General features: G+C 43.1%; 12 protein-coding genes. 10 read left to right on the top strand and 2 right to left on the bottom strand.

The genetic code is table 11. From position 1 onward, the window contains the following. Window positions 1-97: 97 nt before the first annotated feature. Complete coding sequence (locus tag ACED59_RS19220; protein ID WP_017098864.1) at window positions 98-625, bottom strand: S24 family peptidase; 528 nt, start codon at window positions 623-625, stop codon at window positions 98-100. A 510-nt stretch (window positions 626-1,135) separates the two neighbouring features. On the opposite strand from ACED59_RS19220, the gene ACED59_RS19215 reads away from it, so the two are divergent. The 3 genes from ACED59_RS19215 to ACED59_RS19205 all read left to right on the top strand — a co-directional run bounded on the left by ACED59_RS19215 (window position 1,136) and on the right by ACED59_RS19205 (window position 4,464). After that, window positions 1,136-1,675, top strand: a complete 540-nt coding sequence (locus ACED59_RS19215; protein ID WP_004731545.1) for a YaeQ family protein — start codon at window positions 1,136-1,138, stop codon at window positions 1,673-1,675. Next, a complete protein-coding gene (locus ACED59_RS19210) occupies window positions 1,668-2,249 on the top strand; it encodes a hypothetical protein (RefSeq protein WP_017098452.1) in 582 nt (193 codons plus the stop codon). Before ACED59_RS19215 ends, ACED59_RS19210 begins: the two co-directional genes overlap by 8 nt. Before the next feature lie 742 nt (window positions 2,250-2,991). Next, complete coding sequence (locus ACED59_RS19205; protein WP_029223053.1) at window positions 2,992-4,464, top strand: C69 family dipeptidase; 1,473 nt, start codon at window positions 2,992-2,994, stop codon at window positions 4,462-4,464. A 65-nt stretch (window positions 4,465-4,529) separates the two neighbouring features. On the opposite strand, the gene folE is transcribed toward ACED59_RS19205, so the two are convergent. Then, window positions 4,530-5,183: a GTP cyclohydrolase I FolE gene (gene folE / locus ACED59_RS19200; protein WP_004731548.1), complete on the bottom strand. Its 654-nt coding sequence runs from the start codon at window positions 5,181-5,183 to the stop codon at window positions 4,530-4,532. Between the two features lie 216 nt (window positions 5,184-5,399). Here folE and moeA point away from each other — a divergent pair, with 216 nt between their 5' ends. The 7 genes from moeA to ACED59_RS19165 all read left to right on the top strand — a co-directional run bounded on the left by moeA (window position 5,400) and on the right by ACED59_RS19165 (window position 14,643). Continuing rightward, window positions 5,400-6,635, top strand: coding sequence for a molybdopterin molybdotransferase MoeA (moeA, locus tag ACED59_RS19195; RefSeq protein ID WP_017098454.1), 1,236 nt, complete (start codon window positions 5,400-5,402; stop codon window positions 6,633-6,635). Window positions 6,636-6,647: 12 nt separating this feature from the next. Further along, window positions 6,648-7,397, top strand: coding sequence for a molybdopterin-synthase adenylyltransferase MoeB (gene moeB, locus ACED59_RS19190; protein WP_017098455.1), 750 nt, complete (start codon window positions 6,648-6,650; stop codon window positions 7,395-7,397). Between the two features lie 256 nt (window positions 7,398-7,653). Next, a complete protein-coding gene (locus ACED59_RS19185) occupies window positions 7,654-9,789 on the top strand; it encodes an LruC domain-containing protein (protein ID WP_371705074.1) in 2,136 nt (711 codons plus the stop codon). A gap of 10 nt (window positions 9,790-9,799) precedes the next feature. Then, window positions 9,800-10,495, top strand: coding sequence for a hypothetical protein (locus tag ACED59_RS19180; RefSeq protein WP_371705073.1), 696 nt, complete (start codon window positions 9,800-9,802; stop codon window positions 10,493-10,495). A gap of 220 nt (window positions 10,496-10,715) precedes the next feature. Continuing rightward, window positions 10,716-11,030 (top strand): hypothetical protein, encoded by a 315-nt coding sequence (locus tag ACED59_RS19175; RefSeq protein WP_017098459.1) that lies wholly within the window; start codon window positions 10,716-10,718, stop codon window positions 11,028-11,030. A gap of 35 nt (window positions 11,031-11,065) precedes the next feature. Next, window positions 11,066-11,914, top strand: coding sequence for a sulfurtransferase (locus ACED59_RS19170; protein ID WP_029224000.1), 849 nt, complete (start codon window positions 11,066-11,068; stop codon window positions 11,912-11,914). A 425-nt stretch (window positions 11,915-12,339) separates the two neighbouring features. Continuing rightward, window positions 12,340-14,643, top strand: coding sequence for a bifunctional diguanylate cyclase/phosphodiesterase (locus ACED59_RS19165; protein ID WP_029224001.1), 2,304 nt, complete (start codon window positions 12,340-12,342; stop codon window positions 14,641-14,643). Window positions 14,644-14,663 lie beyond the last annotated feature (20 nt).

Here is a 14,663-nt window from a genome sequence, read left to right as displayed (position 1 = left end):
ATTTGAAGTAGTCATAATTCGTCCTCAATGTGTAAACACATTTCAGGACGGGACAACCTAGCCAAAAAAGCCACCAGTTTTCACTGGTGGCTTAAATCTAAATTACCGCCTTCATGACGGTGGTTACAACTTTCCCGATTACCGCGAACTCGTCGAGTTTCTCCTCATTCACGATAAACGAATCATATTCTTCTTTGTTGTCTGAGATGACGTTATAGCCCTCAGCCATGATGTCGTACTTCAGGCGCTTTATGTAAACGTGCTTACCAATGCGAACAACATAGACACCATGCTTTACTGGGTGATCGAGTTCTCGGGTATCGACTAATACTTCATCTCCGTCGCTCAAAGTGTCTTCCATTGAGTCACCGTGGCAAATAATGATACGAGCATCTTCTTCTGTCAGGCCGAAACGTCTTAACCACAAGCAAGGTAGGAATTCGGTTCTGAGTTGGTACTCGGTATCGTTTTGAGAACCAAACCCACAAGAGGCATAAACGTTGTACACGGGTACAGCGCACATATCGCCTATTTGAGAAGTGGCTTTCACAGACTTAACATTCGAAATCTCTGTGACGTTGTCATCGGTGATGTGATGAGATTTACTTAACCAATTGTTTCTCATGGTTTTATCATTCCAACAGAAAATGGACTTTGCAATAGCCTCTCTCCACAAACTCACAACCCAGTCTCCATAAAGAGACTAAAGAGCACATTAAAGCGTATTACCCTAGTAACGAAGTCATCGCATAACAAACTATAGCCGCAGTTTAAGGTCGGTATTGTATATGACTACCTGCGATAAACTGCAAACCGCTAAGAACTATAACACGCCATTACTGTGGTGGATATGATGCTAAGCCTTTGAATATTAGACATGTGTTAGACGCTGCATTTAATTTTCAATATTTTAGCTCTCTAAGCAATATTTGAGAATTAAGCTCACTGCAATCACAGCCAGAATAAATGCCGCTAAAGTCACACTGAGCACTGTTTCGATTCGTAAAAAACAGAAGCGAACAGAGTGGTAAACATCTTTCTAAAAATAGCCAGCCTCTGCTGGCTATTTTTTTACCCGCTATTCAGAGATTTAAGGTAACATCCCCTCACTATTTCTATCTAAGACACCCTATCAATGGCTCTCAAACCAACAATCTATAAGTTTCGTATTTCTTTAACCGATATGAATCGCGACTATTACGACTCTTTTAATCTAACGGTTGCTCAACACCCTTCTGAAACAGAACAACGCATGATGGCTCGTATCATTGCTTTCTGTATCAATGCATCTCCTGAACTTGAGTTCACTAAAGGGTTGTCTAGCATTGAAGAACCCGATTTATGGCAGAAGTCGTTAGATGACCAAATCTTAGAGTGGATTGATGTTGGTGAACCCGATCCAGAACGCGTTAAGAAAGCGACTCGCCTATCTAAGTCTGTTAGCGTGTTCAGCTTCAACACTAAATCGAATGTTTGGTGGGAACAGAACAAAGGTAAATTCGGTTATCTGAAGGCTCAGATCGTTCGTCTAGACAACGATGGTATTGAGCAGCTAGCAGCGATGACACAACGTACTATGGACCTTTCAGTAATGCTGTCGGGTAACTCTGCGTTCGTAAACAGCGACACGCAATCTGCAGAAGTAACGTGGGAAGAGCTACAGAGTAATGACTGAGACCCAAACTCAGACTGAACCTCAGCGCCAAACTAAGCTCGAAGCGTGTTTGCAGCTCGCAGGTCTCGATTCAGTCAAAGCGCTGACGACTGGCTATGAAAAAGAGTTAAAGTCATTTATTGATGAAAACCATGCTCTGTTCAGACACGCTTGCGAGAACAAGCCGGACAACTCTGCACGTCAGACGTTGCTCGGCCTGTTAACCAAGGTACATATCGATGCAAGCTATCGCTTTGAAAGCAATAAAGAAGCGAATGAGGCAATGCAAAATGTATTCGATACTACAGTGGGCACTGAGCACAGCGACAAGTTTCAAAACTCTAACGCTCAGCAGTTACAGTTAATCACTCATTTGTGGTTGTTCGTTCAGGGACGACTAGGAATGGATTACAGCCTTGCTAATGATCACGCAGCAGTAGCCGCTTCGTTGCTATATCGCGTATCAAGAAACACCGATGATGAGATTCGCGTAGAGTTCATGGCAAGTTTTTATGATGGTTTGAACCTCTATCAAGCTGAGAATAAGCCGTCCGGTTTTGTTCATTACTTTAAACGTTTGTTTAATCTTACTTAAGCATTCCACCAGCTGCTGTACCCAAATTTGCGCTTTATAGATTCTGTAGAGCGCATCTAATTTCCGGTCCAACCAACCCACATCGAAAATGCAGATTCCCTATTACGCTCGTTCCTCACTTTAGGGAATGACGAAAGTAACTAAGTCACTCATTCTGCAAGATCATCAGTGTTTGCTTCTAATAGGCTGGCGTAGAATACACTCTGAACCCCCACCCTCGTATTTTACCTCACTCGCCGTCATCCTCGAGAAGGAGGAACGACTGAGTTGAGGATCTAATACCAAGTCAGAAACTACACAGACAAACAGATTCCCTATTACACTCGTTCCTCGCTTTAGAGAATGACGACATTCTCAGTCATTGCAGTTTACTTCATTGCAAGCACAAAAAAGCCCCCACAAGATACCGCGCTTCAGCACTGTTGTTTATCCGATTGCAACCCAAAAACCATACGTTAGAGACGAACAAAGTCTTGTTGTGATAATGATACTTCTCATAACACGACGAATTAAAGCTACGTATATGGCAAGGTTACTTTACAACTATAACTTATCAATTTATTCAAAAAGTGCATATTTTTCAGATAATTATTCTCAAATGGAAATATCAGTTATGTGACGAGCAGAAGCATTTTCTCTTGTGATGATCAGTACACTTAATTTTATAAAATGATAATAAAAAACCTGCAAATACAACTAACGTTAACTTTAAATTATCTTGTTTTATAAGCGGAGAATTAAAATGAAAATATGGTCTGTATCCTTTCTTGCAACTGCAGTAGCTGTCGCTCTAAGCAGTAATGCGATAGCTTGTACTGGGCTTATTGTTGGCAAAGAAGCGTCGAACGACGGTAGCATTATGATTGCTCGTAATGAAGATTTTAGCATTAACAACTGGAACAAATACCTAAAGTATCGACCTGCGCAAGATAACCAAGAAGGTGACTGGCAGTTAGGTAACGGGTTAATTGTTCCGATGCCAAAGCACTTCTTTGCTTACTCTGCGATACCAGACTGGGATGCGGATACCGTTAATCGCGACGGAAAATTCTATGAAGAACGTGGGATTAATGAACACAACGTTGCCATTTCAGCAACAACCAGCGCAGAAATAAACGACAAAGTCGCCAAGGTAGATCCTTTAATCGACAATGGCGTAATCGAAGCCATTATACCTACGTTAATCCTTCCTCAGGCAGAAAACGCAAAACAAGCCGTAGAGTTACTCGGTCATTACATCGAAACCTATGGTGCTGGTGAAGGAAACAGTCTCTATATTGCAGACACCAATGAGGCGTGGTTATTTGAAATTGGTTCAGGTCACCATTGGATTGCTGTAAAAGTACCAGATGACAGTTACGCCATGATTGCAAATGGCTTACGTGTACATGGTGTGAACTTGGCAAACAAAGAGGTACTGCATTCAAAAGACATATTCGAGTTTGTAGAACAAAACAAACTGCTTGATAACGCAGATGAAAAATCTTTCAATTTTGCTAAAGCATTCGGAGTTATTGGTGATGAGTATAATATCGATCGTGAATGGTTAGGCCAAAAAATACTGACACCTTCGCTGCATCAACAAAGTCGCATGACGCAATACCCTTTGTTTATGAAACCTGATACAAAAATCTCAGTTGAAAATGTGGCAGAGGTACTTAGCGCGACTTATAAAGACACGGTTTTGGAAGGAAAATCGAAACGACCAATTAGAGTTGAACGTCAACTAGAGTCGCATATTATTCAGCTTCGCCCTGAGATGCCAGAAGAGCTTCAAGGTATTATTTGGCAAAGCTTCGGCGTGTTACCAGAATCTGTTTTAGTGCCGTTATACTCAACCCTACAAGATTACCCAAAAGCGTACCAAGTAGGCGATGATAACTACAGTGATGACTCTGCTTATTGGCAGTTCCGTAGTTTAACCGCCCTCGCTTCTACAAACCCAGATAAGTATTTACCAGTACTAAAAGCAACTTGGGACAAAGAAGAAACTCAACTATACAAGCAGGTCGCACACTTAGATAAAACGTTAACAGACATGTATAAAGTAGATAAACAAGCGGCTCTGAACATGGCTGCCGACTACTCATACGGACAGCTTAAGCGTACCTTAGATATGGCAACTGAGCTTAGATACAAAATGATTACAGATTTGACTAAAAGCACAGAGAAGAAATACTCAGAGGAAGAGTTTAAGAAAATAGTAAATCTGTAGGCTTATGAAGCAACCAATAAAAACGGAGCATAATGCTCCGTTTTTTTATCTGAATAGGTTTAGTTCTAACGCAGGCCGTGTAAGAACTCATGGCGCGTTGCTGGGTTTGATCTAAAAATACCCCCCAGAGCTGTTGTTGTTGTTTCGCTGGTTGCGTCCATTACACCACGAGATTTCACGCAGTAATGAACCGCATCCATGGTTACAGCAACATCATCCGTTTCTAGTAGCGTTTGCAATGCTACAAGGATTTGCTGTGTCATGCGCTCTTGAACTTGAGGACGTTGAGCAAAGAAACGAACGATTCTGTTGATCTTCGAAAGACCAATGATCTTACCTTGAGGAATGTAAGCGACTGCGGTTTTACCATCAATGGTGACTAAGTGATGCTCACATGTGCTGGTGACGGTAATGTCTTTTACACGAACCATTTCACGAACACCCATCTTGTTTTCGATCACGGTGATTTTAGGGAAATTGGCGTAATCCAAACCAGAGAAAATCTCATCCACATACATTTTTGCAATACGTTGCGGCGTTTCTTCCAGACTGTCATCTGCAAGATCAAGTTCAAGGAGAGTTAGAATCTCACGCATATGGTGTTCGATTCGTTCCTTTTTCTCTTCTCGGCTAACCTGGTTAGGACGCATTGGTGTCTCTAATCCGCGGCTTGCTAGCGCATCTTTAACCAACTTCGCTGATTCGCTAAGACCTGACATTGAACTTCCTCTTTTAATACCCCTTCTGGATGGCAAACAAGGATACTCGGAATTTTGATTAAATACACCCATATTTTAAGGGAGGTCATTATTTACGGGGCTTAAACTATGCTAAAGTGGCTGCAATTTCGTTGGCGAACATCTGTGATTTGATAATTATGGAGCCACTATTGCCAACCACTAAATCAAAATAATAACGACCAAAGGATTTCAATTATGGGCTGTTGCGACGCTCCGGGCTTAATGCCAATTGAAGAAGCACTAGATAAGCTGCTATCACCAATCAAACCAATCCAAGCGACTTTATCTCTACCTCTTGCTGAAGCATTAGGTTATGTCCTTGCTGAAGATATTCTTTCCCCTATTTTCGTACCTCCTTTTGATAACTCAGCAATGGATGGCTATGCACTGCGCTTAGCAGACCTAGAGAACGGTAAAGTACTACCATTAGCAGGCAAATCTTTTGCAGGCCAACCGTTCGAAGGTGAATGGCCAAGCAACACCTGTATTCGCATTATGACTGGCGCAAAGATCCCTGAAGGTTGTGACGCCGTAATCATGCAAGAAAATACAGTTGAAACTGATACTGGCATTGAAATTCAACAAGACGACATCAAGCTGAACAATAACATTCGCCCTACTGGTGATGACATCAAACAAGGTGATATCGTTCTTAGCCGCGGTGAACGTTTAACACCTCGTGACATTCCAATGATTGCTTCGCTGGGTGTGAGCCACGTGACAGTGTTACAGAAGCCTAAAGTCGCGTTCTTTTCTACCGGCGATGAGCTAAAGCCACTAGGTCAACCGCTTGAAGACGGTCAGATCTACGACAGCAACCGCTACGGCATTAAACCGCTGATTGAAGCGTTTGGTTGTGAAGCTATAGACCTAGGCATCATCCCAGATTGCCCTGCAACGCTTAAAGAGACCTTCGAGAAAGCACAGCAAATATCAGACGTGGTTGTGACTTCTGGCGGCGTAAGCGTTGGCGAAGCAGATTACACCAAAGATATTTTGGAAGAACTCGGTCAAATCGGCTTCTGGAAGCTAGCTATCAAGCCCGGTAAACCGTTCGCATTTGGTGAATTGGATAACGCGTGGTTCTGCGGCTTACCGGGTAATCCAGTGTCGGCAATGATGACCATGTATGTTTTGGTTCAACCTATGCTTGCTAAATTGGCTGGTCACACAGCGTGGACAGCTCCGGAATCTATTCCTGCTATCACCAAGTCTGCATTCAAAAAAGGCCCAGGCCGTACTGATTACCAGCGTGGCATTTACTCGATTGAAAACGGTCAATTTGTGGTAGAAACAACGGGTAACCAAAGCTCTGGCGCTTTCCGCTCAATGAGTTTAGCAAACTGCTTTGTGGTACTAGAGCGCGAACGCGGCCGTGTTGAAGTCGGTGAAACGGTTCAGATCCAACTGTTTAACTCGACGCTTTACTAACGAGGCTTACTGATGGAAATACTGTCTGACGTAGAGATGCTTCGCTACAACCGTCAAATCATTCTTAAGCAGTTTGATTTTGAAGGCCAAGAAGCACTAAAGCAGAGCTCAATCTTAGTATTAGGGGCTGGAGGCTTAGGTTGTGCCTCCGCTCAATACCTTGCGACTGCGGGCATTGGTAAGCTAACACTGATCGATGATGATATTGTCGAGCTTTCTAACTTGCAACGACAAGTCCTTCACACCGATGCTGACATTGGTAAGAAGAAAGTCAATTCTGCCGCTGAGTCGCTGCAGGTATTGAACCCTCATCTGACAATTGAAACTGTCGACCACAGGCTTGATGACCAAGCTCTTGGCAAGTTGATTGAAACTCACTCGCTTGTTCTCGACGCAAGTGACAACGTAGAAACGCGCAATCAGTTGAACCTCTTGTGCTACACATCGAAAACGCCATTAGTTTCAGGTGCTGCGATTCGCATGGAAGGTCAGATTAGCGTATTCACTTATCAAGACGCCGACGCGCCGTGTTATCAGTGCTTGAGTGCTCTATTCGGCAACGCTGCACTAAGCTGTGTTGAAGCCGGTGTGATGGCACCGGTAGTTGGCATGGTGGGCGCAGCTCAGGCTTTGGAAGCTATCAAAGTTATTGCTAAGTTTGGACAACCAAAGCAAGGCAAACTTTTAATTCTCGATGCCATGTCTCACAGCTGGCGTGAAATGAATTTAATGAAGATGCCTAATTGCTCGGTGTGCGGATAGACTAAGCATATCCCCCCTCTAATCGACAACCTAAGCCTTGACTAAAAGTCAGGGCTTTTTTAGGTCTCAACATCAGCTTCTCAAATCGATTTATCAATTTGAAATGATCTATAAAATATTAGTTTCATTTGAATTCTCATTTTGAGAATATATTGCACATCTCAGTAATTTAGAATATAAACAATAAAAATCAACAACTTAAAAGTGGCACGTAACTTGTAAAAGTATCTAGACCTTCTATGACAAGGATGTAGATATGAGAATTACAACGTTAAGTTTGCTATTAAGTGCGCCTTTGGTCGCCAACGCAGCGCCATTCGATACCTGTCCGAGCCAGGCTTACCTATTCCAATCGACACCCGTACAAGTTTGGGGCGTGAACCTAGTGACAGGCTCAACCACCCTGTTAGAAGACGATACGGGCATGAACGCCAATATCAATGGTGTTGGTTTCGACTTTCAAGACAGATATATTTATGGCTATGACACTACCAACAAACGCTTGGTGCGCCTTGGACAGGATTTCCAAGCAGAAGTGATCAATACCAGTGGATTACCAACCGATCACACTTTCTATGTCGGCGATGTCTATGACCATGTGTATTACCTTTACCGTACAGGAAAAGGCTTGTTCACCGTTGATCTATCGCCGTTAGACGCCGACCCAAACGCAACTGTTACAGTTAACAAAATAGCTGGTAGCCCGGCAACCGTAAAACTGACTGATTTCGCTTTCCACCCAAGTGATGGTTCTTTATATGGTATCGATAATAACTCCGGAGGCTTATACAGCTTCAATCCTACAACCGGTGCCGAAACTTACATCGGTGATACTGGTGAGTTAGGTACATTCGGAGCGGGTTATTTTGATGTAAACGGCTATTACTACGTATCTCGAAATCAAGACGGGAAAATCTACCGTATCAATCTGTCTCCAGACAACGCGAGCAATATCGCAGCAGGAATTGTTCCAGCCGTTGAATTTGTATCGAATGGGCCTTCTTCTAATCAAAATGATGGCGCTCGTTGTGCGAATGCGCCAGTTGTGGATGAAGATTCCAACATCGACTTTGGTGATGCGCCAGACAGCTACCTAACCCTACTCGCCAGCAATGGTCCTCGACATGAACTTGATGGTGTGACTTGGTTAGGCACTGATGCACCCGATGCCGACCTTGATGGCTACGTAACTCCACAATCGGATGAAAGTGTTGGCATTGATGACGAGTGGGCAAACGGTGGTATCGGTTTTGTTACGGCGCTTGAAGCCGGGCTTGATTCAAAAGTGGTGATTGAAGCTTCAACAACCGGTTACCTTTCGGCGTGGATAGACTGGAACCAAGATGGCAGCTTCGATGGTGCTAACGAGCAAGTATTTACCGACTACCAACTGGATGCTGGTGAAAACGATCTGTTCCTAAATGTCGATATCAACGCACTAACGGGGACTACTTGGGCTCGCTTCAGATTCAGCCAACAAACCAACCTGAGCTACTTTGGTGGTTCGACATCTGGTGAGGTAGTTGATATTCAAGTTGATGTTCTTAACGACGGCGCTACAGCCCGTTACTTCCCAAGTGCTTCTGGTTACGCAACCTTGGCGTATGAAGATAACTGGCCTTATAAAGCTGATTACGACATGAATGATGCTGTTCTTATGTATCGCATTACCGAGATCCTTAAAGATGGAAAAGTCGTTAAATCAACCATCGATGGACGTCTTGCTGCAGTAGGTGCTTCGTACAGAAATGGTTTTGCGGTTCGACTTCCTAATCTAGACCCAAGCTTAGTGAGTAGCGGAAGCTCTTACATGAAGCACAATGGTGTGTTCACTGATTTAGACTTGGAGCAAGGACGTAGCGAGGCAATCTTTGTTATTGCTAACGACCTTACAGAGAAAATCAGTACTAGTTGTACCTTCTACCGCACCATCAGCTCTTGTAAAGAAGATGAGCAATTCGCTTTCCAAATCGGGATTACGTTAGCTGGCGATGGAGTGAGTACTGGCAGTTGGACTGACATGCCTTACGACCCATTTATTTTCGCGACGCCTGGGTATTATCATGGTGAAAACCTACCTCTACATCCAGGGCGCAGCTGGGAGGTGCACTTGCCAGACCAAGCTCCAACCGAGGCGTTTGATACCGCTAATCTCTTTGAAGCAGGACTAGGCGTTGATGACAGCAATCCATCAACAGGCAAATATTTCAAAACTGCAGACAACCACCCGTGGGCACTGCTGATTACTTCAGACACGGAATGGCAATGGCCACTGGAATATGTAGATATCGTCACCGCCTATCCAAACTTTGCGAACTTTGCTGAATCCGGCGGTACTCAATCCACCGATTGGTTCCAAACACCTGCCGCTGACCAATGTTACTTGCCTTAGGAGAATGATTATGAATATGCCAATTAAACAGACAGTAACAAACGGTCGCCAAAACTTTAGCAATGCTATCTTATCTAGTCTGTCGAATGCTGCACTTAAGAAAAATACGGCTCAGTCGCAGTCAATACGTATTCCATTACTAATCGCATCACTAACGTTGGTAGGGTGTGGTGGCGGAGGCGGCGATGGAGGAGCATCAACTCCTAACCCATCGCCTTCAACACCAGTGACGTCAACACCAGTGACGTCAACACCAGCGACGTCAACACCAGTGGCGTCAGCGCCAGTTACATCACCATCAGTGGTCTCATCACCAGTCACCGTCGCTATAAATCCGGCACCGACACCAGTTAATGCGGTTATCTCCAACGGCCCGCAAGCGTACAAAATGGATGAGCTCGTAATACCTGATGGTTTCGATTATAACTCTGTAGATCAATTCGACCTCAATATTGATATCAGCCACATCTCAACCGATCGTTCGTTTGTATCTGTATATAGCCGATTTACCACAAGAGCAGATTCAACCTACAAGCCGGATTATTCAAGTAAGGTCATTGGAGGCCCTTTAGACAACGGTACATTTACATCCAACTTTTCGGCGCCGCTAAGCGAAGATATTCTGTTGATTGAGATCTGGTTTTATGATGGTCAAGCGCCGCTGCAACAAGTCGTTGCAAGTGACGGATCACAAATCACTTGGTAAACGTAAAGGAATGAAAAGTGCTGAGTTCACTTAGACAATGGCTAAATTCAGTTGGAGTTAGGCAGCAGTCTCGAAGTTGAAAGTCGAATAACAATGCATAAAGGTGAGCAATGAGGCTCACCTTTTTATTTGGGCGCAATTTCAATTTTCAGTACTGGTTATGTTCACTTTATCGAAAGCCTGTCTTATCTTTTAAAGATGACTTTCAAAGGCTTACTTTATGAAACAGTTGAAAATAGGATTCGTTATATTATCGATTGGTATTGGGCTACTTTTATTTCTCACCTATTTCCCGATGACATCTTCTACCGGAGAACGCATTGAAGCCAGAGTCATCTCCAATACGCTCACTCAATCCCTTGACGGACATAGACGCTACCTCACGGTTGAAACTCAAGACAACGAAATATTTCGCGTTTCCATTCCACCAACAACAGACTGCCCTCTTGATTCTGTGGTCGTGCTTGATACATTAAACAATCAAATAACCGGACAAAGCAGCTATCAGTACATCCACTGCCGGGCTGCGCCTTAGTCGCCGATATAACAACAAGAATGGATATAAGAAGAATGAATCAGCCACTCATTTCACCAGAACAACTTCAACAACGTTTGCTAGAAGAAGACAACATTGTAATCCTCGACGCCAGTATCGAATTTCAGATCCCAAGTGAGTCAGAAAAGATCAAAGGACAAATGATACCTAGTGCGATTCGTTTCGATTACGACAAAGACTTTTGTAACAAGCACACTCTGCTCCCTCACATGTTCCCGACCGAAAAACACTTCAATACACGCGCACAAGAAATTGGTATCAATCAAGACAGTACGATAGTGGTTTACGATAACTCAGGAACTTTTGCCTCGCCTCGCGCATGGTGGATGTTTATAGCAATGGGACATAACAACGTTTATATCTTAGATGGCGGTTTACCAGCATGGATAGATGCAGGTTACGTAACAGACACTAACTATAAAACAGAATTTCAAGCCGGGAATTTTGATGGGAGTATTCAAGACGACTATTTTGTTAATGCTCAACAAATCGAAAGCTATTCCGCTCACAAGAGCGCGAACATTGTAGATGCGCGTTCTCAAGCTCGCTTCGATTCAGAAGTTCCAGAACCACGTGAAGGCTTACGTAGTGGCCACATCCCAAACTCAGTTTGCTTGCCGTTCGCACAAGTCTTAAATGCAGGTAAATTGAAGCCTCAAGAAGAGTTAGTTGACATTTTCTCGACTCTAAACTTAACCCCCTCTCAACCAATGTTCTTTAGCTGTGGCTCTGGTGTGACGGCTTGCATCATTTTATTAGCCGCTAAACTGGCTGGTTATTCAAGTGATATGGGCGTTTACGATGGCTCATGGACTGAATGGGGCGCAAATGAAAAACTACCTATTACCGTAACTAAAAAGTAATTCAGCTTCGCTTAATGATACTGTTAGAATATACTGTACATGCATACGGAGCTCACTAAAGGTTATGGCTGAAGCCCATGACACTTAAGCATCTTATTGCTCAATCAGCTAGGCACTTATGAACTCAAGCGTTTAACACGGTTGTAACTTGAAGACGCAGTCACTTGAAGACACCTAGGTAGTGACAGAGTTAACACTACGTAGGTGTAGAGCCATCCGATTTTTAACAAAAACTGTGATTAATCATGGGTTAATTGTCAGCACGTTTATGAGTGTTAATATTTCATTCAAGAATCTCTGTTCGTAGCCGTTACACTATTTAATCATTGATATATTTTTTATGCCTCGTTGTATTAATCACACTGGCGATATAAACGTTTGTCACTTGCAGTCTGTTAAAAGTAGTCACCAACAAAAGGCATCTCATGGCTCTATTTAAGAAAAATATCTGGTCGCTGTACGCTCTGATCGTGCTGCTTACCCTGATACTTTTCAGCGCCTTTGGCATAACCAAGTGGCAATCAAACAGAGATGACTTTACTAAGCAACAACATATCCAAGTCGAGATCTTCTCTAGCTCAGTAAACTCTCTATTAACTAGCCAAGAAGCACTGCTTGAAGTGGTTGGGCATCAACTTGCTCAGCAGTCCGACTTTACCCGAACGGCTTCGATTCAAATTCGACCAATATTAGATAAACTGCTTGATACTCATCCTGCAATAGCCGCTTTCGGGTTACTAAATCCTCAAGGGGATTACCTGTCAATCAGCTCAAACCTACAGCTGTCTGACCAATTTAACTTACTGGATCTCCCATACACCAAAGACTCATTTCTAGAGGCTGTATCTAGTAATAAAATGGTTTTGGGGCGCACTTATTTCCATGATTCTCTTAACAGCCTCGTGATCCCAATGAGAAAATCCATTTCTCTCGATGGCAAGAACGTTGATGCAGTCATGACCGCAGGTTTACGCTTAGACAGCACAATTTTGTTTGAAAACAATGCGCACGCAGGCAATTACAACACGTTAACTCTACTTAGAACCGACAACTATCGTCAGTTTTTTTCTAGCGATATCGAGTCGCTAGACGCTTATTTAAAACCGGTTGATAACGTTCTAATGGATCGCATTACCAAAAGCTTTTCTGAGCAAGTGACTGTCAGCGTCAAAGAAGCGAAAACAGGAAAATACACATATTCTTTCTGTATCGATGATAGCGCTTTCCCATCGCTCGTTAGCGCTAAATACATTCCAGACTACAAGCTTTGGGTTGTCGGCCGAACAGACCTAGCACACGTTGATGGTATATTCGCAAAAGAGTTTGGTGCTCTTTTCTTTGTTTTTGTTGTTCTTCAGTTTGGTTTCTATTTTTTAGTAAAATCGATTGCGAAGAACGAACAACGAACTCGCAGCCAATTGATTTACCAAGCCAATCACGATCCATTAACCTCTCTCCCCAACCGCTCCTATATGCGTAAAAACATTGGCAAGTGGATTGAAGATGAGTCAGACCCATTCTCAATGCTGTTTATCGACATCGATAACTTCAAATGTGTTAATGATACCCATGGACATGACTTCGGAGACAAGGTGCTCAAACAAATTGCATTACGTTTGATGCGGTTTCGCTCCAGAGTCAGCCTATTGGTACGAGAATCCAGTGATGAGTTCTTGTTTTTAACAACGCTGAATAGTGAATCTGAAATTAAGCGACTATCAGAACGAATTATTGAAGTACTTTCTCAACCTTATGAAGTTGAAAGCGCTCAATTTTTGTTGAGTTGCAGTGTAGGTATTGCCCGCTTCCCAGACCACGGAAGAGATTTAGATAGCCTGTTACGCTCTGCCGATATTTCGATGTACAAAGCGAAACAGCAGCAAAACTCATACAGTATTTTTACTACTGAGATGCAAGACGCCCACCTCTACAAAATGAGAGTAGAACAAAGGCTTCGTATCGCTATCGATAAACAAGCTTTATTTATGGTTTTTCAACCATTGGTTCGTGCCGATGAAAGTACTCACGGTGTAGAAGCGCTTGTGCGTTGGGTAGATGATGAACTGGGTTTTGTCCCGCCAGACGTATTTATTCCTATTGCTGAAAGCACAGGTTTAATGCAAAAACTCGGCACCTTTATTATTGAATCCAGCGTTATGCAGATCGCTCATTTACACCGAACGATAGAACAAAAGATCGGTCTTTCGATCAATATATCCGTACGTCAGTTTTCACATAAGTCGTTCTCAGAACACCTATTCACTACGCTTGAGAAATATCAGTTCTCACCAAGCTGTTTAACGCTCGAGATTACTGAAAGCTTGTTCATTGAAGATGTGGCTATAGTGAAACCACTGTTTGAAGCCCTCAAAGAAAACGATATTAAGATTTCTCTAGATGACTTCGGTACGGGCTACTCGTCATTGAGCATGTTAAAAGCACTCCCTATCGACGAACTTAAGATTGATAAGAGTTTCATTGAAAACATAGCAGTCGATCAACAGTCACTAACAATGGTCCAGAACATCATCGCTATCGGTAAAAACTTCGGTATGGTGGTGTTGGCAGAAGGCGTAGAATCAAACGAACACTTCGCGATTCTAAAAGCATGTGGATGTGACTTGATGCAAGGTTACTACTTCTCTCGTCCTATTCCTTATGATGAACTGTGCACGTATCTCTCCTCGCTCCCCAAAATCACGAGTAAAGAGTCAGAACCTATTCTTTAGAGAGAGCAAAAGGGAGCCCA

The sequence above is a fragment of the Vibrio sp. FF266 genome (assembly GCF_041439695.1).
Lineage (GTDB): Bacteria > Pseudomonadota > Gammaproteobacteria > Enterobacterales > Vibrionaceae > Vibrio > Vibrio tasmaniensis_A.
The sequence above is the reverse complement of the archived record's forward strand: the minus strand, read 5'-3'. Positions and strand labels throughout refer to the sequence as shown.